Origin of the sequence: Streptomyces changanensis (assembly GCF_024600715.1) — a bacterium.
Lineage (GTDB): Bacteria > Actinomycetota > Actinomycetes > Streptomycetales > Streptomycetaceae > Streptomyces > Streptomyces changanensis.
The window spans coordinates 3509868-3532804 of the sequence record NZ_CP102332.1 but is presented as its reverse complement, the minus strand read 5'-3'; the positions used below and the strand labels follow the sequence as shown (position 1 = coordinate 3532804).

Annotated in this window: 24 protein-coding genes and 1 pseudogene; 10 read left to right on the top strand and 15 right to left on the bottom strand. The window is 74.9% G+C overall.

The window, feature by feature from the left end; genetic code table 11:
- Positions 1 to 38 precede the first annotated feature (38 nt).
- The gene (locus NRO40_RS15680; RefSeq protein WP_058945005.1) at positions 39 to 404 is read left to right on the top strand and encodes a PH domain-containing protein; all 366 of its coding nucleotides are present in this window, start codon (positions 39 to 41) and stop codon (positions 402 to 404) included.
- A gap of 145 nt (positions 405 to 549) precedes the next feature.
- Positions 550 to 975 (top strand): MerR family transcriptional regulator, encoded by a 426-nt coding sequence (locus NRO40_RS15675; protein WP_058945004.1) that lies wholly within the window; start codon positions 550 to 552, stop codon positions 973 to 975.
- 125 nt (positions 976 to 1100) lie between these two features.
- On the opposite strand, the gene NRO40_RS15670 is transcribed toward NRO40_RS15675, so the two are convergent.
- From NRO40_RS15670 to htpX, 4 genes and pseudogenes are all read right to left on the bottom strand, one after another.
- Positions 1101 to 1583 carry a hypothetical protein gene (locus NRO40_RS15670; protein ID WP_058945003.1) on the bottom strand — a complete coding sequence of 161 codons (483 nt, stop codon included), beginning with the start codon at positions 1581 to 1583 and terminating at the stop codon, positions 1101 to 1103.
- A 251-nt stretch (positions 1584 to 1834) separates the two neighbouring features.
- Positions 1835 to 2641 carry a VOC family protein gene (locus NRO40_RS15665; RefSeq protein WP_058945002.1) on the bottom strand — a complete coding sequence of 269 codons (807 nt, stop codon included), beginning with the start codon at positions 2639 to 2641 and terminating at the stop codon, positions 1835 to 1837.
- A gap of 311 nt (positions 2642 to 2952) precedes the next feature.
- Positions 2953 to 3537 carry a PspA-associated protein PspAB gene (gene pspAB, locus NRO40_RS15660; protein ID WP_058945001.1) on the bottom strand — a complete coding sequence of 195 codons (585 nt, stop codon included), beginning with the start codon at positions 3535 to 3537 and terminating at the stop codon, positions 2953 to 2955.
- Between the two features lie 18 nt (positions 3538 to 3555).
- Positions 3556 to 4420 (bottom strand): annotated as a pseudogene (gene htpX / locus NRO40_RS15655) (zinc metalloprotease HtpX).
- A 536-nt stretch (positions 4421 to 4956) separates the two neighbouring features.
- Here htpX and NRO40_RS15650 point away from each other — a divergent pair.
- The 5 genes from NRO40_RS15650 (at position 4957) to NRO40_RS15630 (ending at position 8614) form a co-directional block, all read left to right on the top strand.
- Complete coding sequence (locus tag NRO40_RS15650; protein WP_058945000.1) at positions 4957 to 5433, top strand: hypothetical protein; 477 nt, start codon at positions 4957 to 4959, stop codon at positions 5431 to 5433.
- A gap of 78 nt (positions 5434 to 5511) precedes the next feature.
- Entirely contained in the window at positions 5512 to 6096 is a 585-nt protein-coding gene (locus tag NRO40_RS15645; RefSeq protein WP_058944999.1) for a hypothetical protein, read from the top strand.
- Between the two features lie 66 nt (positions 6097 to 6162).
- Positions 6163 to 7371, top strand: a complete 1209-nt coding sequence (locus NRO40_RS15640; protein ID WP_058944998.1) for an MAB_1171c family putative transporter — start codon at positions 6163 to 6165, stop codon at positions 7369 to 7371.
- A 260-nt stretch (positions 7372 to 7631) separates the two neighbouring features.
- A complete protein-coding gene (locus NRO40_RS15635) occupies positions 7632 to 8240 on the top strand; it encodes a hypothetical protein (RefSeq protein ID WP_058944997.1) in 609 nt (202 codons plus the stop codon).
- Positions 8241 to 8416: 176 nt separating this feature from the next.
- Positions 8417 to 8614: a hypothetical protein gene (locus NRO40_RS15630; RefSeq protein ID WP_058944996.1), complete on the top strand. Its 198-nt coding sequence runs from the start codon at positions 8417 to 8419 to the stop codon at positions 8612 to 8614.
- A 10-nt stretch (positions 8615 to 8624) separates the two neighbouring features.
- Here NRO40_RS15630 and NRO40_RS15625 read toward each other — a convergent pair whose 3' ends face one another.
- The 3 genes from NRO40_RS15625 to NRO40_RS15615 form a co-directional block, all read right to left on the bottom strand.
- The gene (locus NRO40_RS15625; protein ID WP_058944995.1) at positions 8625 to 8987 is read right to left on the bottom strand and encodes a fluoride efflux transporter FluC; all 363 of its coding nucleotides are present in this window, start codon (positions 8985 to 8987) and stop codon (positions 8625 to 8627) included.
- A complete protein-coding gene (locus tag NRO40_RS15620) occupies positions 8984 to 9448 on the bottom strand; it encodes a FluC/FEX family fluoride channel (RefSeq protein WP_058944994.1) in 465 nt (154 codons plus the stop codon). Before NRO40_RS15620 ends, NRO40_RS15625 begins: the two co-directional genes overlap by 4 nt.
- Before the next feature lie 348 nt (positions 9449 to 9796).
- On the bottom strand, positions 9797 to 10159 hold the full coding sequence (locus NRO40_RS15615) for an SsgA family sporulation/cell division regulator (protein WP_058944993.1): 363 nt from the start codon (positions 10157 to 10159) through the stop codon (positions 9797 to 9799).
- A 174-nt stretch (positions 10160 to 10333) separates the two neighbouring features.
- Here NRO40_RS15615 and NRO40_RS15610 point away from each other — a divergent pair, with 174 nt between their 5' ends.
- Complete coding sequence (locus tag NRO40_RS15610) at positions 10334 to 10708, top strand: DUF6401 family natural product biosynthesis protein (RefSeq protein ID WP_306674874.1); 375 nt, start codon at positions 10334 to 10336, stop codon at positions 10706 to 10708.
- A 4-nt stretch (positions 10709 to 10712) separates the two neighbouring features.
- Here NRO40_RS15610 and NRO40_RS15605 read toward each other — a convergent pair whose 3' ends face one another.
- Positions 10713 to 11528 (bottom strand): mechanosensitive ion channel family protein, encoded by an 816-nt coding sequence (locus tag NRO40_RS15605; RefSeq protein ID WP_058944992.1) that lies wholly within the window; start codon positions 11526 to 11528, stop codon positions 10713 to 10715.
- Between the two features lie 242 nt (positions 11529 to 11770).
- Between NRO40_RS15605 and NRO40_RS15600 the strand changes: the two genes are divergently transcribed.
- Positions 11771 to 13138, top strand: coding sequence for a D-alanyl-D-alanine carboxypeptidase family protein (locus NRO40_RS15600; RefSeq protein ID WP_257375433.1), 1368 nt, complete (start codon positions 11771 to 11773; stop codon positions 13136 to 13138).
- A 16-nt stretch (positions 13139 to 13154) separates the two neighbouring features.
- Here the strand turns inward: NRO40_RS15600 and NRO40_RS15595 are convergent, their stop codons facing one another.
- The 4 genes from NRO40_RS15595 to NRO40_RS15580 form a co-directional block, all read right to left on the bottom strand.
- Positions 13155 to 13556, bottom strand: a complete 402-nt coding sequence (locus NRO40_RS15595; RefSeq protein ID WP_058944365.1) for a VOC family protein — start codon at positions 13554 to 13556, stop codon at positions 13155 to 13157.
- A gap of 81 nt (positions 13557 to 13637) precedes the next feature.
- Positions 13638 to 14867: a DUF418 domain-containing protein gene (locus NRO40_RS15590; protein WP_058944366.1), complete on the bottom strand. Its 1230-nt coding sequence runs from the start codon at positions 14865 to 14867 to the stop codon at positions 13638 to 13640.
- 97 nt (positions 14868 to 14964) lie between these two features.
- Positions 14965 to 16941, bottom strand: a complete 1977-nt coding sequence (locus NRO40_RS15585) for an alpha/beta hydrolase (protein WP_079047388.1) — start codon at positions 16939 to 16941, stop codon at positions 14965 to 14967.
- On the bottom strand, positions 16938 to 17459 hold the full coding sequence (locus tag NRO40_RS15580) for an FBP domain-containing protein (RefSeq protein WP_058944367.1): 522 nt from the start codon (positions 17457 to 17459) through the stop codon (positions 16938 to 16940). The genes NRO40_RS15585 and NRO40_RS15580 overlap by 4 nt, the downstream gene beginning before the upstream one ends.
- A gap of 80 nt (positions 17460 to 17539) precedes the next feature.
- On the opposite strand from NRO40_RS15580, the gene NRO40_RS15575 reads away from it, so the two are divergent.
- Entirely contained in the window at positions 17540 to 17722 is a 183-nt protein-coding gene (locus tag NRO40_RS15575; protein WP_058944368.1) for a hypothetical protein, read from the top strand.
- A gap of 30 nt (positions 17723 to 17752) precedes the next feature.
- On the opposite strand, the gene NRO40_RS15570 is transcribed toward NRO40_RS15575, so the two are convergent.
- From NRO40_RS15570 to cobN, 3 genes are all read right to left on the bottom strand, one after another.
- Positions 17753 to 18643 carry an NAD(P)H-binding protein gene (locus NRO40_RS15570; RefSeq protein ID WP_058944369.1) on the bottom strand — a complete coding sequence of 297 codons (891 nt, stop codon included), beginning with the start codon at positions 18641 to 18643 and terminating at the stop codon, positions 17753 to 17755.
- Between the two features lie 256 nt (positions 18644 to 18899).
- Positions 18900 to 19319, bottom strand: coding sequence for a GNAT family N-acetyltransferase (locus NRO40_RS15565; RefSeq protein ID WP_058944370.1), 420 nt, complete (start codon positions 19317 to 19319; stop codon positions 18900 to 18902).
- Positions 19316 to 22918, bottom strand: coding sequence for a cobaltochelatase subunit CobN (gene cobN / locus NRO40_RS15560; RefSeq protein WP_058944371.1), 3603 nt, complete (start codon positions 22916 to 22918; stop codon positions 19316 to 19318). The genes NRO40_RS15565 and cobN overlap by 4 nt, the downstream gene beginning before the upstream one ends.
- Positions 22919 to 22937 lie beyond the last annotated feature (19 nt).

Below are 22937 nucleotides of genomic sequence, written 5' to 3'. Positions count from 1 at the left end.
AGTGCGACGATCGTACGAATCGATCCACGGGGGCTTCCATGGCACTGTTCGGCAACGCGCACACCGTCGACCCGGCGAGCGCCCAGCAGGAGTACGCGCGGCTCTTCGGCCCCGACGAGCGGGTGTACGCCGCGTTCCTGCTGATCCGGGACACGATCCTGTTCACCGACCGCCGACTGATCATGGTCGACAAGCAGGGCATCACCGGCAAGAAGGTCGAGTACCACTCGATCCCCTACCGCAGCATCACGCACTTCGCGGTCGAGACGGCCGGGACCTTCGACCTCGACGCCGAGCTGAAGATCTGGATCTCCGGCAGCCCCACGCCGGTCCAGAAGACCTTCACCAAGGGTGTCGACATCTACGAGGTGCAGGCCATCCTCACGCAGTTCGTGGCCCGTTAGGCCGGTCGGGTCGCCCCCACCCGGGGGAGAAGTCGCACGGTTGTCCGGCGCGCGGATCGCCGCTGCACGGTTCCGAGCGTCCCCCGTACGTACTCTGGCCGTCCAGCGTGAACGCGTGGACGGCGACGAGTAGGCGGGCGCGGTGATGGCGAACGATCAGCGGTGGCACATGAGGATCGGCGAGGTCGCGGAGCTGACCGGGCTGCCGCTGCGCAGCATCCGTCACTACGAGGACGCGGGCCTCGTCGCCCCGTCCGCGTGCAGCAGGGGCGGCCTGCACCTGTACACCCCGGCCGACGTGGAGCGGCTCGGGGTCGTGCGCCGCATGCGGCGGCTCGAGTTCACCCTGGACGAGATCCGCGAACTGCTGGGCATCGTCGACCGGATCGCGGTGGTCGACGACCCGCCCGGTGACGAGGAGCTGGAGACGCTGCGGGCGCGCCTGGAGGTGTACCGGCGGACCGTCGACACCCGGTGCGCGGTCCTCGGCGCCCGTCTGCGCGAGGCCGAGGACTTCGCGGCGACCCTCCGCGCGGTCGCCGACCACCTCGACCACGACCGCGTCGGCTGACGGCCCGTCGGTGAGGGGCGACCGCGTCGGGTGCCGTCCGCGTCGGTCGCCTCCCGCGGCGTCCGCGTCGGCGTCGGTCCTTCGTGGTGCCGACGCCGACGCGGGTGGGGTGCCGCCCCGCCGGGTCAGCCCAGGATCAACGCGCGGGCCGTGCTCACCGTCATACCGTCCGACGCCGCGTCGGCGCCCGTCGGCGCACCGTCGCCCGGCTGCGGCACGCTCGTCATCTCCACCCGCACGATCACGCTGTCACCGGCGCGGAAGGCGCCCGGACCGTCGGCCGTGACCGTGTCGGTGCGCGCGTGCCGCGCCCCGTCGCAGACCTGCGACTCCGGCACCCGGGTCACCGCCGACGCCGTCCCGCTGGTCCGGTCCTCCAGTCGCACGGCAAGGCGCACGGGCCCGGCCCCGGTCGGGCACGCGTACGTGTAGGCCACGTGCGCGGCGCGCTCCGACGCCGCCGCGACGGCCGCCTCGACGCGTACCCCGCCGCCCTGGGGCAGCGCCGCACCCGTCACCGCCAGCGCGCACACGACGGCCGGCCCGGCCGTGCCGGCGCTCCTCGCCCACCACTTCCGCGCCGCGGGCGTACCGGTCGTTCCCCTCATCACGATCTCCTTTCGCCTGTGCGGCGGAATGTACCGATATGAGGGTTGCTCGGTGAGGGTGGCGGCCTCGGTCGGTCACCCGTTCGGGGCCGGGGCGGACGGGACGGGACGGGCGGCCCAGCCGGATGGGTGAGCCGGCGGGGAGCGGGGTGGCCGGGCCCGGCAGGGGGGGCTCGGTGGGCGTGGGCAGGAGGCGGGAGGCGGGAGGGGAGAAGAGTGGGGGAGGGAGGGGCGGGGTCCGGCGGTCGTGGTCAGCTCTCGGCCGTGAGGGCGGGCATCTCGCCCTCCGTCCTGGTCACGTCGATCACCGAGAACGCCGCGCCCTGCGGGTCGAGCAGCGCCGCGAACCGGCCGAACGGGCTGTCCATCGGCCCGAACACCACCTTCCCGCCGTGCGTGGTGGCCCGGCCGATCGCCGCGTCGACGTCCTCGACGGTGAAGTAGACGTTGATGTACGGCGGCACCTCGGCCGGGAAGTCGCCGTCCATCCTCATACGGCCCAGGACTGGGGCGTCGTCGAGCTCGAAGACCTTGAAGTCCATGTGGGCGTCCTCCAGCCGCTTCACCGTGAAGGGGAAGACGGCCGGGAAGAAGGCGTCGGACGCCGCGACGTCGCGCGTGTAGACCTCGGCCCAGCAGTAGGCGCCGGGCACGGCCCGCACCTCGAACCCCTCGTGGGTACCGGCCTCCCAGACGCCGAAGGTGACACCGCCGGGGTCCCGGGCGAGCAGCATCGAGCCGAAGTCGCCCACGGCCATGGGTTCCATGAGCACCTCACCGCCGTTCTCGCGCACCTTGCGCGCGGTCGCCGCGACGTCCGGCGAGGCGAGGTACAGGCACCAGGCGGGCGGCGGTGTCCCGCCGTCCTGCCCCGGCATCGGCGGGACGACGGCGGCGACGGCCCGGCCGTCCGCGTACGCCTGGACGTAGTTGCCGTACTCGGTCTGGGCATGGCCGAACGTCCAGCCCAGCACGTCGGCGTAGAAGCGCTTCGCGCCCTCGACGTCGGTGAACATCGCGTCGGCCCAGCAGGGCATGCCCTCGGGTTGCACAGCCATGGCGGTCTCCTCGTGGTGCGCGGGCGGCGGCCCCCCGATTGCCACGTTAGCCACCGGCCGGACCGGACGCGCGCGGAGCCGCGGGGGCGGCGCCGGCCCGACCGGGCAAGGGTGCGGGTGCGGCGCGGGCACTGGCGCGGGCGCGGCGCGGGCACCGGTGCGGGCGCGGCACCGGACGCGGCCGGCGCGCGGCCGGCTGATCGGCTGGTCGGGCGGGCCTGCGGCCGGGTGGCGGCGGCAGGCGGGCCGGGAGCCGGGCCGGCAGGCGGGCAGGCAGGCATGCAGGCATGCAGGCATGCAGGCATGCAGGGTCAGTCGAGGCCCGGGGCGCCCCAGACGGGGAACCAACGGCCCAGGTCGGCCTCCACGCGCAGCTCGTCCGCCAGCACGGCCCGCACCTGGAGCTCCAGCGCCGTGTCCCGCCGCTCCCCCACGAGCGGCGCGAAGGGGTAGAACGACCCGCGCTTGTACAGGTACACGAGCGCCAGGCGCCGCCCGTCCCGCGGGTCGCGGAAGCCGACGAGGGAGCAGAGCAGGTGCGGCCCGAAACCGGCCTCCCGCAGCAGCGTGTTCACCGCGTGCAGGTCGGTGACCAGGGCGGGCAGCCCGTCCGGCGGGTGCCGGGCCAGCAGCCAGCCGTACCCGTACGCGTCACGGCTCGGCTCCACCGGCACGCCGCCGCGCCCGGTGTCCGCGTCGAGCAGCTCCCGCACCTCGTCGCGGACCCGCGCGAACGCCCCGCCCTCCACCCCGGCGAAGCAGACCGACCCGGCGCCCGTGGGCGTGAAGCCCGTCGCCGCCTCCAGCGTCAGCGCCGCGCCCGGCAGGGCGAACAGCCGGTCCAGGTCGGGCCGCGCCGGCCGGGAACGGCCCAGCAGCGCGTCGAGGAAGCCCATGGCGCCGCCGCCCGCGCCCTACCGGCCCAGCTGGGCGGAGATCCGCGCCAGCTGGTCGAGGCGCTGTTCGAGCGGCGGGTGGGAGGCGAGCAGCCGCCCGATGCTCTGGCGCGAGGAGAAGGCGGGCGCGAACCAGAAGGCGTTGTACGGCTCCGCCCGACGCAGGTCCCGGGTGGGGATCTGCCCCATCTGGCCGGTGACCTTCGTCAGCGCCGCGGCCAGCGCGGAGGGCCGCCCGGTCAGCAGAGCCGCGGCCCGGTCCGCGGAGAGCTCCCGGTACCGGGACAGCAGCCTGGTCAGCAGGAACCCCACCGCGTACACGACGGCGCTGACCACCGGCACCAGCAGTACGGCCACGGCGGCGCCCCCTTCACGGCCGTGCCCACCCCGCCCGAAGCCGCCCCACAGCGCGACCCGCGCCATCGCCCCGGCGACGACGCCCAGGAACGCCGCCACGGTCATCACCACCACGTCGCGGTGCGCGACGTGGGACAGCTCGTGCGCGAGGACGCCCTCCAGCTCCTCCGGCTCCAGCCGCCGCAGCAGGCCGGTCGTCACGCAGACCAGCGCGGTGTCCCGGCTGCGGCCGGTCGCGAACGCGTTCGGCACGTACGTCGGTGTCGGCTACCGCCACCCGCGGCTTCGGCATGTCGGCGAGCGCGCAGATCCGGTCGACGGCCCCGTGCAGCTCCGGCGCCTGCTCCGCGGTCACCTCGCGGGCGCCCATGCTGTACGCGGCGAGCCGGTCGCCGAACCAGAACTGGGCGACGAACAGCGCGCCCGCGATCACCACGACCACCGGCCACGAGCCGCGCAGGAACGCCACGAGCACCCCGACGACGACCACGTACAGCAGCCCGATCAGGAACATGGTCGTCACCATGCGGGTGGTGAGGCCCCGGTCGGCGACGTACCGGGAGTGGCTGCGGCCGTCGCTGCGGCCGCGGCTCCGCGACGCTGACATGGCACGCCTCTTTCCTCGCGCCGGCACCCCTCTTGTGAGGATTCTTCCCTTTTGCGGCTTCGCGAAGCGCGCAGAGGCGGCGTGGGCGGGAGGGGTGGGGCGAAAGAGGGCGGAGGGGTGGGGGGGAAGAGGGCGGAGGGGTGGGGGGAGCCGGGGGGCGGAGCGGGAGGGGTGGCGCGGCGCGGGTGGTGGGGTGGGTGGTGGGGGCGCGGCCCTCCGCTCCCTGGCCGCGCGAAAGGCCGCACCCGCGTCGCGCGCCGCCCGGGGCGCACGGGGCCCACCACGGACAAGGGACTCCCCTCGTGGCCCCCTGTCCGTGTTTTTTCGAGTTAACAGTGACGTAGAGTGTTTGCGCAAGCCCGATCCGCTCCTGAACCGCCCGGGGCGGGGTCGGTACAGTACGGGCCCGTTGACTTGACCGCGCAGGCGCGGCGGACGCGAACGTGGGGACCGGGATGGACGACGGCAACGGCGGGGAGCGCACGGCACCCGAGCTGAGAACGCTCCAGCAGAAGGTCGCGTACATGGTGGAGAAGACCTTCCCCGGCCAGAAGGTCTCCGGGCGGGCCTTCTCCGAGATCGTCAGGGAGCGCGGCGGCGCCCTCTCGCACAGCTACTTCTCCAACATCCTCGCGGGCAAGGTGACCCACCCGTCCGAGGAGATCCTCAAGGCGCTCGGCCTCGGTTTCGGCGTCGACTGGCGGTTCTTCAAGGAGGAGTCGGAGGTCGTCGACGACGTCGTGGCCGGGCTGCAGTTCCTGGCCAAGCGCCGCACCGGCGAGATCAGCGGCATCGCGGGCCGCGGCGTCGACGACGCCGGACTCCCCGCCGAGCTGCTGGAGTTCGCGCTCTCCCTCCTGAAGGAGGCGCGGGCCGACGGCCCCACCACCCCCGACGGCCCCACCAGCACCCCTGAACAGGGGGTCCATTGACGAACACGCGTCCCCACCACGTTCGTTAAACTCGCCGATCGCAGGTCACACCCACGTGACTCCGATCAAGAGGTCCCCATGTCCAAGCGGTCCATGCGCGCGCTGCGGAGAGAGTGCGAGGCCGGGCTGGCCGACCTCCCCATCCCCGCGCCGTTCGGCATCCCCGAGCTGGTCGCCAACATGGAGGCCGCCCGCGGCCGCCGCATCGTCCTCCAAGAGCTCCCTGAACGGCTCGCCCGCGTCAACTCCGCCTGCGGACTGCGCCTCACGTCCGGCGACACGAGCTTCGTCCTCTACCGGCGCCGGCCCACGACGTACCAGACGCACCACGTCATCCTGCACGAGCTGTGCCACGAGTGGTTCGACCACGGCACCTCGCTCGACGCCGAGCAGCTGCGCCGGCTGCTGCCCGTCTTCGACACCTCGCTGATCGACCGCGTGATGCGGTCCGGCACCACGGTCCAGGCCCGCGCCCAGTACGACACGCACGACGAGCGGGTCGCGGAGTTCGGCGCGTCACTGATCCCGCGGATGGCGCGCGAGGTCCCCGGCGACGACATGGTGGACCGGCTGGCCGACTCCCTGTCGAGACCCGTCGCCCACCGGCGCAGGGAGCTCCTCTCGCGCCGCCGGCCCTTCCCGCGGGGCCTCTTCCGGCGTTGACGCCGCCGGTACCCGCCCCCTCCCGCGCCGAGCCCGTACCCGACCCGCACCCCCGCGAGGACCGCATTGAGCCCCCTGGACCTGGCCGGCTACCTGATAGCCGGACTGATGACCGCCGTCGCGTTGTGGCGGATGCCGGCGGCCCTCTGGGGCGACGAGGAGGACCGGCGCCGCCGCGCCCTGTGGGGCTGCTACGCCGGGTTCGCCGCCGCCCTGTGGACCAAGACCCGCGTCGTGCGCACCGCCCTCAACAACAGCCCCGTCGTCGACCTGGCGGTGCTCATCAAGCACTACACCGCGACCATCGCCATCCTCGCCATCCTCGGGTACATCGTCGCCATCTACGGCACCTACCCGGAGGGCGGGCCGGTACCGCGCCACGTGCGCTTCGCCCGGCTGGTGCAGCGGCTCGCGGCCAAGGCGTCGGCCGCGACCCTCCTCCTGCTCACCGTCCTCTTCTTCACCGTGGTCGACCGGTCCGTCCCCTCCGACCGCTTCGTCTCCGACCACGCCGGCCAGTGGGGCGCGACGCTCTACATGACCGTCTTCTACCTGTACCTCGGCGCCGCGTCCGCGGTCTGCGCCTACCAGTGGGCGCTGGCCACCGCCCACGCCCGGCTGCGGCACCTGCGCGTCGGGCTCGGCATGATGACCGCCGCGATGTTCATCGGCGTCGGCTACACCGTCAGCCGCGCCCTCTTCCTGTGGGTCAGCGTCGCCGTCGAGCCGTCGGACGGCTTCGCGACCGCCTTCGACAAGACGACGGAGGCCGCGCAGGTCCTGCTGTTCGCGCTCTTCGCCGTCGGCGCGTCGATCCCGGCGTTCGGCACGGGATGGCGGCGGGCACGGCTGTGGCGGGCGCAGGTGGCGCTGCACCCGCTCTGGCGGGAGCTCATGGCGGCCTTCCCCGACCAGCCGTTCGCCCCGCCCGCCTCGCTGGCCCGTGAACTCACCCGCTTCGACACCCCCGCCGACCTGCGGGTCGACCGGTGGGCGGCCGACATCGCCGACGCGGTGGAGAAGCTCCGCCACTACGCCCCCGAGGACCTGCTGCGGGCCGCCCGCGAGGCCGCGGGCTCGGCGGGACCGGTGGCCGACGCGTACTGGATCAAGGCGGCGCTCGCGGCGAAGGCGTCCGGCGCCCCCGCGGGCGGCGCGGCCGACTTCGAGACCCGCCAGGCCGCGGACCAGGACGGCGAAGTGGCCTGGCTCGTGCGCGTGGCCGAGGCGTACCGGTCCGTGCCCGAGGAGAGCGCGAGGCGGTTGCTGGCATGAGCACCAGAGAGGGGAGCGGGGTGGAGGTTGCGGGGGAGAGCCCGGTCCAGGCTGTGGCGGGAGGTGCCGTGGGGGTTGCGGGGGAGAGCCCGGTGCAGGCTGTGGCGGGAGGTGCCGTGGGGGTTGCGGGGGAGAGCCCGGTGCAGGCTGTGGCGGGAGGTGCCGTGGGGGTTGCGGGGGAGAGCCCGGTGCAGGCTGTGGCGGGAGGTGCCGTGGGGGTTGCGGGGGAGAGCCCGGTGCAGGCTGTGGCGGGAGGTGCCGTGGGGGTTGCGGGGGAGAGCCCGGTCCAGGGTGAGGCGGCAGGCGCCGGGGTTGCCCGTGGGGTCACCGACGTCCTCCAGCCGCGCAACGTCCTGCTCGCCGGCATGACCGCCGTCGGCGCGGCGGCCGCCGGCCACTGGACGGGCGTCCTGTGGGGCCTGCTCGGCGCCCTGTGCGCGGGAATCGTCCCGGCGGCGTACATCGAATGGGAACGCGGCCGGGGCCGGTGGGGCGACCGGCACGTCGTGGACCGTACGAAACGGGCGCCCATCTTCTTCGTCATCCTCGGCTCCATCGGTACCGGCTCGGTCGCGATGCTCCTCGGCGGCGCGCCCGCCGGCATCCTCCTGGCGATGCTGGCGCTGTGGGTGATGACGGTCGGGCTCCTCGCCGTCAACACCGTGTGGAAGATCTCCGTCGACTCCGCGGTCGCCTCCTCGGTGGTCACGCTGCTGGGCTGCGTCCACTCCCCCTGGTGGCTCGCGGCGTACGCGATGACGGCGGCGGTGTGCTGGTCGCGGGTGGCGCTGCGGTACCACACGGTCGCGCAGACGGCGGCGGGTGCGGCGCTCGGGGCCGCTACGGGGCTGGCGTACCTCCTGACGTGAGCCCGTCCCGGTCGCTTCGGGTGGTTGTGGGGGGTCCGGGGGTGTCATCCGTGGGTGGGGCCGTGGGTCGGCGCGCCGGGCGCGCGCCCCTCGCACGGGGGACCCGCCGCATCGCGGCCCGTACCGGTGGGCAGCCATGGCCGCGACCCGAAGCCTCCTGGAAGCAGGTCCCACCCATGCGCCGTCGTCACACCGCCGCCCTCGCCGCCGCCCTCGCCGTGGCCGCGGCGTGCCTCCTGCCGACCACCGCGGCGGCCACCGCCGGACCCGGCCCCCTGCCCCCCGTCCTGCCCGCCGCCGAGTCCCTCGTCACGGAGGGCGTCTCCGTGGAGGGGCCGCTGATCAACAACGTCACCCTGCCGTTCGGCCTCTGACCCGGCCGGCTCAGCCGCAGAGCGCCGTACCGAGCGCGGCACCGGCGAAGGCGCCGCCGAGGGAGACGGCGGGGGTCACCGCGACGTTCGCGGTGGCAAGGCCCGCGGCGCCGCTCCGGGCGAGGCGCAGCGTCTCGTACGAGAAGGTCGAGTACGTGGTGAGGGCGCCGCACAGCCCCGTGCCCCAGAAGGCGTACGCGGGTGACGCGACGGCCGCGCCCGCGAGCACGCCCAGGCCCAGGGAACCCGCGAGATTGACCGCCAGCGTGCCCCACGGGAAGCCCGCGCCGTACCGGGCGCTCACGGCGCGGTCGGTCAGGTAGCGCAGGGGTGCCCCCAGGGCGCCGCCCGCCATGACCAGGAGCCACGTCATGCGGCCGGCCCCCGGTCGTCGGTCGGGCTCCTTCGCGCGAGCACCGCCCGTGTGGCCCACGCCGCCGCGGTCACGGCGAGCAGCGCGGCCACCAGCGTGCCTCCCAGGTACGCCAGGGCTGTCGCCGTCCGGCCGCTCTCCAGCAGGGCACGCGTCTCCAGGGCGTACGCCGAGACGGTGGTGAACCCGCCCAGCACGCCCGTCGCGAGCAGCGGGCGCAGCAGCCGGTGGGGGTGCGACCGCGGCGACGCGTCCAGCGCCGCCGTCAGCACGCCCATGAGGGCGCAGCCGGCGACGTTCGTCCACAGGGTCGCCCAGGGGAAGTCGCCGGGTGCCGTGGGCCACAGCAGCCACAGGCCGTACCGGGCCCCCGAGCCGAGCGCACCGCCCAGCGCCACGGCGCCGAGCAGCGGCCAGTCCGCGGTGGCCACCGCGCGTGGACGGGTCGGGAGCGGGTTCATGACCGACGAGCCTAGTCGCGGGAGCGTCGCGGTCCGGTGCGGCGCCGGTGTCGGTGCAGGGTCGCGGAGACCGGTGGGTGGGGCGGGACCGCGGCGGGTCACCTCCTCGGGGTCGGCGGCCTCGGGTACCGCCGAAGTGACCCCGCTGTCGCCGCCGACCCCTGCGGGGGCAACCCACCACGGCCCCGCCACTCGCCGTGGGCCGTTACCCGGCGTGGCCGCCCATCCGGGAGCCGCCGTTCGGGAGTCGGGGCCGGAGAGCCGTCACCCGGGCCGTGGCCGGGGCGTTCGTCCGGGGGCCGCTGTCCGGGGCGGCTCGGGGGTGGGTGCTGCGGGGCTTCTCGCGGGTCAGCCGGTGGCGAGGAGGCGGTCCACCAGCGCGTCGACGTCCAGCCGCTCCTCGCCCTCCGGCACCACCTCGTAGGTACGCTCCAGGAAGCGCGCCAGCGACTCCTCGCCCACCGTGAAGTCCGCCTCGCCGCACAGCTCTATGTGCACGCCGGGCCATATCCGCACGTCACCGTCGCCGACCTCGTGGCGCATGCCCTCGCGCAGCATCTCGCGGTCGAGCCGCCACTCCGCGTACACGTACTCGCCATCCGTGAACGCCACCCTGACCGCGTACGGGTCCTCCTCGTCGTAGGTCATGTGCGCCAGGACGGGCAGTTCGTGAAGGCGCATGAAGAGCTTGTCGTGCAGGACCGCGTTCATGGGTTCCTCCCGAGGTCGACGAGGCGGGCTCCGCCTCCCAAGTGCCCCGCAGGAGCGGCCCCTATCCCGTCACGCCCGATCCGGCCGTCCGCTCTGTGGCGGACGCACGTGAGATGCGTCGCATGTCGGCTTTGGGGCTCTTGCGGCCGCCGACGCACCGCCTACCGTGGGCGGGTGCCCCACCTGTCGCCCCTCTCCACCGTCACGACGTCCTACGCGCCGCGCCTCGCCGAGTTCGCCTTCGAGCCCGGCTTCGTCGCGGCCGTCGACCAGCACGTCGCCGCCCTGCGCGAGCGCATCGGCGCCGTGGGCCCCGAGCTGGTGCCCGGGGCGCCGGACCGGGAGGCGCTGTCCGACTACGCGCTCGGCTTCCTCGACGCCCTGGCCGAGACCGGTTGGGACGAGCCGGTCGGGCACGACTTCGCCGTGTGCCGGCTGACGGCCGTCTGCTGGCTGGTCCTGCGGTACGGCCTGATGGAGGACAGGGAGGCGGACGCGGCACGGGGCCGGCCCGCGCACGAGCCGACCCCTGACCTGGACGCGGACTGACCCGTCACATGGGGTCCATACCGGTCCCGCCCATGTCCCTGCTGCTCCCCTGGCGCTGGCGCTCCTGCTCGCGCTGCTGCGCCAGGGCGTCCTCGCGGCCGGCCATGTAGGCGCCGGCGCCCGTGCGGGCCTTCGCGGACTCCTGCTCGGCGGAGCTCATCCAGCGCTCCATCCGCTGCCGCATCGGGACGATCGCACCGCCGCCGACGCCGACGATCAGGATGCCGGCGGCCGCCGCGAGCACCGCGTACAGCACCGGCTGGGTCACGGACGTCGCGATGCCCGCCTGGCCCAGCGCCGCGATCACGCCGAGCGCGACGATCACGCCCCAGACGACGGTGGCGACGGTGTTGCCGTAGGAGACGCTCGACAGCACGCCGCGGACGACGTTGCGCACGGCGTTGGCGATGGCCATCGCGACGACGACCAGGACGAGCGCGACCAGGGCGCGCGGCAGCCAGGCGACGATACCGTCGATCATGCCGCTGATCGGGTTCGGGCCGAAGACGCCGAAGGCGAGTTGCAGCGTCACCAGCAGCAGCCCGTAGTAGACGACCTTGGCGATGATTCCCGTCGCGTCGTACTGCGAGTTCTCCAGCATGCGGTGGGAACCGGCGCGCTCGCTGAGCCGCTCGAAGCCGACCTTCCGCAGGACCTTGTCCACCACCTTCGCGATGAGCTTGGACACGATCCAGCCGATGGCCAGGATGACCAGGAACGCGATGAACTTGGGGACGAACTGGGCGACCCTCGACCAGGCGTCGGATATGCCCTGCTGGAAGTCCACCGCGAGGGTGGCGGTCGAGACGTTCTGGGACATGAGTGGCCCTCCACTCGACGAGCCCCCCGCGGACGCTTACTCCTCCGTGGATATCAGCGCGGTGGCCCGGCCGCCCGCCCCCGGGGGTCTGGTGCCCGCCATTCGGATGACGCGGGCGCCGTGTCCGGGCACGGCCCGGTGTGACGCGTAGGCGCCGGTACGCGTCCGTACGCGCCCGGGGACGTAGGCCGGTCGGCGCACGCCGGCGCGCGCGGGAGCCGTCCTCTCCCTACCTTGACTGAATGATCGTCAGTTCTTCGGCCCGCTTCACAGCAGGGGTGACCGCTCTCCTGCTGCTGTTCCTGCTGCTGCCGCTGCTCGTGATGTCCGCGGCCGCCTCCGTCGCCGCCCCCCGGCCCGAGGAGCCGATGCCGCCCCGGCCGAGCGCCCGCGTCGACGCCGCCGTCCTGCGCCGGCCCGGCACCCAGGTGCGGCTGCCGCCCGGCGGTACGGCCCCGCCGACCGTGTCCGCGCGCTCCTGGCTGGTCGCCGACGCGTCCACGGGCGACGTGCTGGCCGCCCGCGACGCCCACCGGCGGCTGCCGCCCGCCTCCACCCTCAAGGCGCTGTTCGCGCTCACCGTGCTGCCGAGGCTGGGGCGCGAGACCCGGCACACGGTGAGCGAGAAGGAGCTCGCCGGCATCGGCGACGGCAGCAGCCTCGTCGGCGTGAAGGAGAACCTGACGTACCGGGTCGCCGACCTGTGGCACGGGGTGTTCCTCCACTCCGGCAACGACGCGGTACGGGTCCTGGCCGGGATGAACGGCGGCTGGGAGAGGACCGCCCGGCAGATGGAGGCCACGGCGCGCTCGCTCGGCGCGCTCGACACGAAGGTCGTCTCGCCGGACGGCTACGACGCGCCGGGGCAGGTCTCCTCCGCGTACGACCTGGCCGTCTTCGGCCGCGAGGGGCTGCGTCACCCGGACTTCGCGCGGTACTGCGCCCTGCCGTACGCGTCGTTCCCCGCGGGCGGCTGGTCCTACGGCATCCGCAACACCAACCGGCTGCTGACCGGGGAGGACGGCGTCGCCCGCTACCCGGGCGTCATCGGCGTGAAGAACGGCTACACCAGCGGCGCCGGGCACACCCTCATCGCGGCGGCCCGCCGCGACGGGCGCACCCTGGTCGTGACGGTCATGAACCCGCGCGACGGCGGTGCCCAGGCGGTCTACGAGGAGGCCCGGAGACTGCTCGACTGGGGGTTCGGACCGGGCGGGAAGGTCCAGCCCGTGGGATCGCTGCTGCCGCCGGCCCTGCCCGTGACGATGGCGGCGGGCGCCACGCGGGCGGCGACCCCGGCGGCGCCGCCGGCCGCGGCGGGCCCGGCGGCGGGGTCGCGCACCCGCGCCCCGGCGCCGTCGGGCGCCGGACCGTCGGGCGCCGGACCGGCCGCCGGACCGGGGGGCGGGGCCTCACCGGTCGCGTCGCCCGCCCCGGCCGGCGCCGTGTCCCCGTCGGGGACGGGCGACGCCACCGGGCGGGCCGCAACGGGAGGACCGGCGGGTACGGCCGGCGTGGTGCCGGACGCGCTCCTGCCGGTCCTCGTGGTCGGTTCGGCCTGCGCGGCCGCCGCGACCCTGTGGATGGTGCGGCGGCGGGCCCTGCGCTGAACCGGCCGGGCTGCCGTTACGCCGCCGGCTCGGCGGGGCCGCTGCCGTACGGGCGGGTGATGATCTCCATGGCCTGGCGGGACGGGTCCATGAAGTACAGGCCCCGCCCGCCGTCGTTGCGGTTGATCTCGCCCGGCCGCTCCTGACGCGGATCCGCCCAGTAGGCGACGCCGGCCTCCTGGATCCGCGCGAACGCCGCGTCGAACTCGGCCTCCGAGATCAGGAACGCGTAGTGCTGGGTGGTGAGGTGCTCCTCGGGGACCGTCGCGAAGTCCAGGGTGACGCCGTTCGCGGTCTGCACCGGGAGGAAGGGGCCCATTTCCGGGCCGACCTCCAGGCCGAGGATGTGGGCGAGGAACTCGGCGGACTCGCGCTTGTCCCGCGCGGCGACGATGGTGTGGTTGAGCTCGACTGACACGTGAATGCTCCAGTGGGCATGTCACGGGCACCTCCATGCCTCACCCGGCCGGTGACCGACACGCGATGCCCTGTGGCGAGCCTAGGAAGATCGCCCGCTGCCCGTCGAGCGCTTTTCGGCCAGGCTCAGCGCCCGCCGCTGGAGCCCCTCCAGCGGGCCCGCGGCGAAGCGGCGCAGCCACAGCGTCGAGGCGACGAGGAGCAGCAGGGACACGCCGGCCCACAGGCCCATCACCCACCACGGCCGCCACGCGCCGTCCAGCCGCTCCGCGAGACCGAGGCCGAACCCGTACGCGACGAGCGCGCACAGCACGTTCTGCAGCACGTAGCCGGAGAGGGCCGTGCGACCCAGCGACGTCAGGCCGCGCGTCAGCGGGCCGGGCCGCCGCACCCGGTCCACGACCGCGCCGATCAGCCCGAGGTACCCCACCGCCACGAGCGGGGCCGCGCCGTACCGGCCCAGCAGGAACCAGTCCGGGCCGGCCGCCGCGCAGGCCACGTTGAGCGGCACGCCCAGCCCCAGTCCCCAGCGCAGCATCCGCCGCCGGATCCGGCGCCCCGCGTCGTCCCCGCCGAAGGCGCCCGCCCGCAGCAGCCGCACGCCCAGCAGGAACAGGAACAGCAGGAGCCCGAACGTCAGCACGGGCTCCATCCGCAGCGCGAGCGCGTTCTGCAGGCGGAACGCGACCTGGTCGCCCCAGCCGCCGTGCGCGTACAGGTCCACGACGCGCCGCGACACCCCGCCGTCCGTGCCGGAGCCGTCCGGCGCCGCGGCCGCCAGCGCCGCGGTCAGCAGGGCCATCAGCGCCAGGTGCACGCCGACCGCCCACCCCATGGCGCGGCGGCGGGCCCGGTCCGAGCGGGCCAGCAGCCAGGCGGTGAGCAGGGCCGTCACCGCGTACCCCATGAGCACGTCCCAGGCGAAGACCAGCACGAAGTGCACCGTGCCCTCGGCGAAGAGGAACAGCGCCCGCCACCGGTACCGGCCCGGCCAGGGCAGCCGGCGCCGCCGCGCCGAGTCGTACTGGATCGCCAGGCCCGCGCCGAACAGGATCGTCAGCAGGGACAGGAACTTCCCGTCCGCGACCAGCCGGAACACTCCCTCGGCGACCTCCCCGGCCGAGCCGGAGAAGGCCCCGCCGGAGGTGCCCCCGGACAGCACGGCCCACTCGCCACCCGGCTGGGTGAAGATCCACACGTTGGTCATCAGCGTGCCGATGATGGCGATGCCGCGCGCCACGTCCAACAGCGGCAGCCGCCGGCCGGCGGTCTTCTCCGGCGCCGTCGCCGCGCCGTTCCCCGTCGTCGTCATACCTCCCATCGTCGGGACGGGAGGGGACGTGTTCGTCGTGACCGGGGACGATCCCGCGCTGCACCGAAGGATGTAGCGGTGGGGCGGGGAGCGGCGGTCAGTACGGGGCCTTCCGGCCGGAGAGGTACGTCCGCAGGCGTCGCGTGTCCTGTTCCCCCCAGCCGTCGGGCGGGACGACGGCCGCCCACGCGTCCACGGCGGCCGACCCGTAGCGGTGGCCGTGCGGGGCCTGCACGCCGTAGCTGACGGCCATGTCGACGGTGGTCTGCCAGAACGCGACGAACGGGAACCAGTTGATCTCCGGCGTGATGTCGGGGCCCAGTGGCTCGTCCATCCACGCGGGCCGCTCGAACAGCAGGTCCGTCGACCACCAGACGACGGGGTCGGACGCGTTCTGGAGGTAGACCAGGCGCGGTCTCGCCCACGGCGCTCCGGCCGGGCGCCGCAGGTCGACCGCGGGGAACTGCGCGACCCGCACGTGCCGCCCGTCCCGGTACTGCGGCCGCCACACCGGGCTGCCCGGGTCGCGCTCCTCGCGCAGCCGGCGGGTGGCGGGCGAGAAGCCGGGCGTGCCGAGCAGCACCCCGCCGTCGGTGGCGGCCAGCAGCTCGTCGACGGAGCCGTACGACGCCTCGACGGCGTACGCGCCGAGGCTCTCGCCGGTGACGACGAGCCGCGGGCGCGCCCCGGCGGGCAGGGTGTCCAGCCGGGCGCGCACGGCGTCGACGAGCGCGCGGGTCGCCTTCCCGGCCTTCTCCTCGTCGACGAGGAGCGACAGCCACGACGGCAGGTACGAGTACTGGACGGCGACGATGGCGGTGTCGCCGCCGTGCAGGTACTCCAGCGCCTGGGCGACGTTCGAGTCGACCCAGCCGCTGCCCGTGGTGCCGGCGACGGCCAGTACCCGGCGTCGGAACGCGCCCGTCCGCTCCAGTTCGCGGACGGCCAGCCGGGCCTGCGCGCGGAACGGCTCGTCCTCGTCACCGCGGGCGGCGAACGCGCGCGGCAGCCGGGAGCTGACGTACACGCGCACCGGGTCCCGGGCCGGGCCGCCGGTGAAGGCGGCGAGGTCGCGGCGGGTCGGCACGGTGCCGGTGAAGTTGCGGCCCTGGTAGCCGAGGTCCTGCCAGCGCACCAGGGAGCCCGGTCCGCCGGAGACGTACGGGGAGCGGGGCCGGGTGACGCCCTCCTTGGTGCCGCGGTCGGTCGCCGCCGCGATCCGGTCGGCGACGTCGACGACGCCCCGGTCGAAGACGACGTCCCGGACGCCGACCGTCACGATCGCGCCGGCGAGGGCGAGGCCCACGGCCACCGCGACGGGCCGCGGCAGCCAGCCGCCCAGGGCCCGGATCAGCCGGCGCGTCCCCAGCCGGACGAGGCGGGCGGCGAGGAGGAGCAGCACGCACAGGGCGACCGCGACGAGGGCGATCATCACGCCGTGCCAGGTGACCGAGGGGGGCAGGCCCTGGAGGCGGCGCAGCCGGCGCTGCATGTCGGCGCTCTCCGAGAGGAGCCAGCCGGTGAGGGCCGGGGCGAGCAGCCAGTACGCCTGCGCGCCACGGAGGCGCACGGCCCGCCCTGACGCCGCGCGGGGCCGCCAGGGGAGCAGCCGCGCGAGGCCGGCGAGGGTCGCGCCGAGGGCGTAGCCGATGACGGCCGTGATGCCGCCGACGACTCCCTGGAGGATCCACGGGCGGGGGACCAGGGAGGGCGTCAGCGACAGCCAGAAGAAGACGGTGGCGACGCACAGCGCGGTGAGGTCCGGGCGGCGCCGCACGATCCGCCGCGGCCCGGCCCGCGCGCGGTGGGGGCCGGGGGGCTTCGAGGGCGAGTGGGGGTCGGCGGACGCGTGGGGGTCGGCGGGCTTCGGGTTCGGGGGCGGGTGGGGGTCGGCGGACGTGTGGCGGGGGGCGGTTCGCGTCCGGTGGGGGGCGTCGGGGGCGTCCGGTTCCGAGCGCGGGTCCGGGGCGGGGCCGGGGTCCGGGCCCGGGCGGCGGAGGCGGGGGCCGGCGGTCAGCGCCGCGGCGGCGTACCACCGCCGCGGCGCCGCCGCGGACCGCCCCCCGGCGCTCATGCGCCGAACGGCAGCCGCACGTTCGCGACGAACGCGAGGAGGTTGGCCCGCATCCGGTCGACCCGCTCCTCCACGGTCAGTGACTCCTCGACGGTGCGGGTCCGCAACGCGGGCTGCCGCCGGCCGCGCACGTACAGCGGGCAGGCGAGGTCGGCGCAGACGTACAGGCCCACCGTGTTGCCGTCGCGGCCCGCGGCGCCCGCGCGCGGGGCGGCGAGCAGGGTGACGCCGGACGAGGCGTGCGCGGTGAGGCAGACGCGGCAGAGGCTGGACTTCACCGCGCTGGTACGCGACCGCTCCGGCGCCCGCAGCGCCACGCCGACCGGATCGCCGTCGGGCGTCGCGGACGGCACGACGAGGTAGGCGCGCAGGGGCGCGCCGGGGTCGCGCCAGCCGAGGAAGTCCAGGTCGTCCCAGGGCAGGTCGCCGAAGTCGGCCGGCAGCTTGAGACGGGCGGCCTCGCCCTTCGAGCAGTTGACGAAGGACGCGCGGATCTGTTTGTCGGAGAGGGGTTCCACGTGTCCGGACCGTACGGGACCGCCGCCGCGGGCGCAGTCGAATTATCGTTTGAGGCACGCTCCGTGGGTACTCGGCGACCATGAGTACACACACCGCACCCAGCACCGGCGGCGGCCCCACCCGGTCCTCCGCCGCGTCCCAGCCCCTTCCCCTCTCCGGCGACGACCAGGGCCGGATCCGCACGTGCAGACCGGCCCGCGCGGACCGCGAGCCGGAGGACCCGGCGGCCCTGGAGTGGAACATCGTCCTGGGCGAGGACTGAACCCCCGGGGTACCGCCCCCATGAGCGGGGCTACTCCACCAGGTGGGCGTAGGAGCGCGGATGCTTCGCCAGGTACGCCCGCAGGGTCATGGGCGCGTGTCCCGCGAGCCGGCGCACGGTGTCGGCGACCGCGCCCAGCTCGCCCCGGGCGACGGCCTCGTACGAGGTGACCCAGCCGGTGACCCGCCACTCCTCGGCCCCGTACGCGGCGCGCGACGCGTACGCCTCGTCGCGGGTCTCGGGCAGGTAGCGGATCGTGCGGCCGGTGGCCCGCGACATCTCCTCGGCCGCCTCGGCGAGGGTGAACGCCTCGCCCCCGGTGACGTCGTAGGTGGCGCCGTCGTGCCGCCCCGGCGCGAGCAGTACCACCGCGGCCACGTCCGCCACGTCCTCATGGGCGACCGCGGCGACGCGGCCGTTCCCCGCGGGCCCGCGGATGACGCCGTCCCGCCCGGTCATCGCCGGGATGCCCGCCAGGTACCAGCTGTCGCGCAGCGACGTCCACGCCAGTCCCGCGTGGGCGCGCAGGTACTGCTCGGTGTGCCAGTGGTCGCGGGCGAAGGTGAACGTCGCGTCGGGCGCGGCACCCTGGAACGACAGGTACACGATCCGGCCGACGCCCGCGGCGACCGCCGCGTCGACCACCGTGCGGTGCTCGGCGACGCGGCCCGGGTTCTCGTGGCCGGATACGAGGAACAGCGTGTCGGCACCGTCCAGCGCGGCCCGCATGGCCGCGCCGTCCCCGTACGCGGCGGGCGGCGCCTTCACCGCCCCCGGCACGCCGTCGGGCAGCCGCGCCGGATCCCGCCCGACCAACCGCACCGGGACCCCGGCGGCCCCGAGCCGGTCGGCGACCCGCCGCCCGACCCGGCCGCTCGCCCCGGTGACGGCGATGACCCCGGTCCCACTGACTCCGTCCATGCCGGCAGTCTCCGCCACCCCCACCGACCCGGCACCCCCACCTGATCCGACCGGACGCACCGGTCGGACGGGTGCCCTCCGGTGTGTTCCGGTGCCTGCCGGTACGCACGGGTGGCCCTCCGGTGCGTGCCGGTGGCTTTCCGGTGCCTGCCGGTGCACACCGGTGGCCCTCCGGTGCCTGCCGGTGCGCACCGGTGGCCTTCCGGTGCCTGCCGTCCGTCGCGTGCGGTCGGTGCGGCGGGGTGGTTGGGAGGGGTCAGTCGTCGGTGAGGTGTTTGTGGAGGTGGACGTCCTCGTGGCCGCCGGGGACGCCCGGGGTGCGGCCCGTCTCGGTGTAGCCGAGCTTCCGGTAGAAGTCGGGGGCCTGGAAGGTGTACGACGACACCGCCACGTGGCGGCAGCCGCGCCGACGCGCCTCGGCCTCGGCGGCGCGGACCAGTCGGGTGCCGAGGCCGGTGCCGCGCTGGTCGTCGCGGACCCACAACATGTGGATCTCGCATCCGGTGCCCCAGGTCCAGCCGGTGACGCCGCCGACGACCGCGCCGGTGTCGTCGGTGGCCCGCACGGACAGCTCGCCCTCGTCCGCCACGCCGGTGGCGCGGGCGTTGAACTCCGTGAGGGCCCTGTCGAGCAGCTCCGACAGCTCCTTGTCCTCACCGCCGACGCTCAGCCTCACTCGTCGCCACCCCCTTCGAGGTCGCCCTCCGTCTCCAGGAACACCTGCTTCAGCCGCTCCAGGACCGCCGGGTCGGGCTTGGCCCACATACCGCGCGACTCGGCCTCCAGCAGCCGCTCGGCGATGCCGTGCAGCGCCCACGGGTTGGCCTCCTGGAGGAAGGCGCGGTTCTCCGGGTCGAGGACGTACGTCTCGGTGAGCTTGTCGTACATCCAGTCGGCGACGACGCCGGTCGTGGCGTCGTACCCGAAGAGGTAGTCGACCGTCGCGGCCAACTCGAACGCGCCCTTGTAGCCGTGGCGGCGCATCGCCTCGATCCAGCGCGGGTTCACCACGCGGGCGCGGAAGACGCGGGACGTCTCCTCGACGAGGGTGCGGGTGCGGACGGTCTCGGGGCGGGTCGAGTCGCCGATGTACGCCTCGGGCGCGGTGCCCTTGAGCGCGCGGACGGTGGCGACCATGCCGCCGTGGTACTGGAAGTAGTCGTCCGAGTCGGCGATGTCGTGCTCGCGCGTGTCGGTGTTCTTGGCCGCCACCGCGATGCGCTTGTACGCCGTCTCCATCTCGGTGCGGGCGGGCTTGCCCTCCAGGCCGCGCCCGTACGCGTAACCGCCCCACACCGTGTACACCTCGGCGAGGTCCGCGTCGGTGCGCCAGTCGCGGGAGTCGATCAGCTGGAGGATGCCCGCGCCGTACGTGCCGGGGCGGGAGCCGAAGATGCGGGTGGTGGCGCGGCGTTCGTCGCCGTGCTCGGCGAGGTCGGCCCGCGCGTGGGCGCGGACGAAGTTGTCGGCGGCCGGCTCGTCGAGGGAGGCGGCGAGGCGGACGGCGTCGTCGAGCAGCCCGATGGTGTGCGGGAACGCGTCGCGGAAGAAGCCCGAGATGCGCAGCGTCACGTCGATGCGGGGGCGGCCCAGCTCGGCGGTCGGGATGGCCTCCAGGCCGGTGACGCGGCGGGACGCGTCGTCCCAGACGGGCCGGATGCCGAGCAGGGCGAGCGCCTCGGCGACGTCGTCGCCCGCGGTGCGCATCGCGCTGGTGCCCCACAGGGACAGGCCGACGGAGGTGGGCCAGTCGCCGTTGTCGGCGCGGTACCGCTCCAGGAGGGAGTCGGCGAGCGCCTGACCCGTCTCCCACGCGAGGCGGGAGGGGACGGCCTTGGGGTCGACGGAGTAGAAGTTCCGGCCGGTCGGCAGGACGTTGACCAGGCCGCGGAGGGGGGAGCCGGACGGTCCGGCGGGGACGAACCCGCCGTTCAGGGCGTGGACGGCGTGGTCCAGCTCGTCGGTGGTGGCGGCGAGGCGCGGCACGACCTGGCGGGCGGCGAAGTCGAGGATGTCGGCGACGGCCCGGTCGTGGCCCTCGGCCACGGAGGCGACGGCGGCCGGGTCCCAGTCGGCGGCCTCCATCGCCTCGACCAGGGCGCGGGCCTTGGCCTCCGCCTCGTCGGCGGCTGTGCGGGTCGCGGCGGACTCGTCCAGGCCGAGCGCCTCGCGCAGGCCGGGCAGGGACTGCGTACCGCCCCAGATCTGGCGGGCGCGGAGGATCGACAGGACGAGGTTGACGCGCTCCGGGCCGGTCGGGGCGCCGCCGAGGACGTGCAGGCCGTCGCGGATCTGGGCGTCCTTGACCTCACAGAGCCAGCCGTCGACGTGGAGGAGGAAGTCGTCGAAGCCGTCGTCGTCCGGCCGGTCCTCCAGGCCCAGGTCGTGGTCGAGCTTCGCGGCCTGGATCAGCGTCCAGATCTGCGCGCGGATCGCCGGCAGCTTGGAGGGGTCCATGGAGGAGATCTGCGCGTACTCGTCGAGCAGCTGCTCCAGGCGCGTGATGTCGCCGTACGACTCGGCGCGCGCCATCGGCGGGACGAGGTGGTCGACGAGCGTGGCGTGGACGCGGCGCTTGGCCTGGGTGCCCTCGCCCGGGTCGTTGACGAGGAACGGGTAGATCAGCGGGACGTCGCCGAGGGCCGCGTCGGGGCCGCAGGCGGCGGACAGGCCGGCGTTCTTGCCCGGCAGCCACTCCAGGTTGCCGTGCTTGCCGAGGTGGACCATGGCGTCGGCGCCGAAGCCACCGTCGGCCTGGGGGGTGCCGATCCAGCGGTAGGCGGCCAGGTAGTGGTGCGAGGGCGGCAGGTCGGGGTCGTGGTAGATCGCGATCGGGTTCTCGCCGAAGCCGCGCGGCGGCTGGATGAGGATCAGCAGGTTCCCGCGCCGGAGGGCGGCGAGGACGATGTCGCCGTCGGCGTTGCGGGAGCGGTCGAGGAACATCTCGCCGGGCGGCGGGCCCCAGTGCTGCTCGACCTGCGCGCGCAGCTCCTCGGGGAGTGTGCCGTACCAGCGCTTGTAGTCGGCGGCCGGGATGCGGACCGGGTTCCTGGCCAGCTGCTCCTCGGTCAGCCACTCCTGGTCGTGGCCGCCGGCCTCGATGAGGGCGTAGATCAGCTCGTCGCCGTCACCGGAGGCGAGGCCCGGGACGTCCTCGTCGCCGAAGTCGTACCCCTCCTCCCGCAGCCGGCGCAGCAGCGCGACGGCGGAGGCGGGGGTGTCGAGGCCCACGGCGTTGCCGATGCGGGAGTGCTTGGTCGGGTACGCGGAGAGGACCAGCGCGAGGCGCTTCTCGGCGTTCGGGATGTGGCGGAGGCGCGCGTGGCGCACGGCGATCCCGGCGACGCGCGCGGCGCGCTCGGCGTCGGCGACGTACGCGGGCAGGCCGTCGGCGTCGATCTCCTTGAACGAGAACGGCACGGTGATGAGCCGGCCGTCGAACTCCGGCACCGCGACCTGGCTGGCGGCGTCGAGCGGCGAGAGGCCCTCGTCGTTCTCCTCCCAGGCGGCGCGCGAACCGGTCAGGCACAGGGCCTGGAGGATCGGCACGTCGAGGGCGGCGAGCGCGCCCGCGTCCCACGACTCGTCGTCGCCGCCCGCCTGTGCCTCGGCCGGCTTGGTGCCGCCGGCGGCGAGGACGGTGGTGACGACCGCGTCGGCCGTCCGCAGGCTCTCCAGGAGCTCCGGCTCGGGCGCGCGCAGGGACGCCACGTACAGCGGGAGGGCCTGGCCGCCCGCGTCCTCGATGGCGTCGCAGAGGGCGCCGACGAAGGCGGTGTTCCCGCTCATGTGGTGGGCGCGGTAGTACAGCACGGCGACCGTGGGGCCGGTGGTGCTCCGCGCGGTGCGCTCCAGCGGGCCCCAGGTGGGGGCGGCGGCCGGGGGCTCGAAGCCGTGGCCGGTGAGCAGGACGGTGTCGGAGAGGAAGCGGGCGAGCTGTTCGAGGTTGTCCGGGCCGCCGTGGGCGAGGTAGGCGTGCGCCTCGGCCGCGATGCCGATCGGGACGGTGGAGGTCTCCATCAGCTGGGCGTCGGGGGCCTGTTCGCCGGTGAGGACGACGAGCGGCTTGCCGGACTCGCGGAGGGTCTGCAGGCCCTCCTCCCAGGCGCGGATGCCGCCGAGGAGGCGCACGACGACGAGGTCGGCGCCGTCGAGGAGGCCGGGCAGGTCGTCGACGGGGAGGCGGGCGGGGTTGGCGAACCGGTACTCGACCGGGCCACCGGCCGCGCGGGCGCTCAGGAGGTCGGTGTCGGAGTGCGACAGCAGCAGGATCACGGCGTGCCGGGCCTTCCTC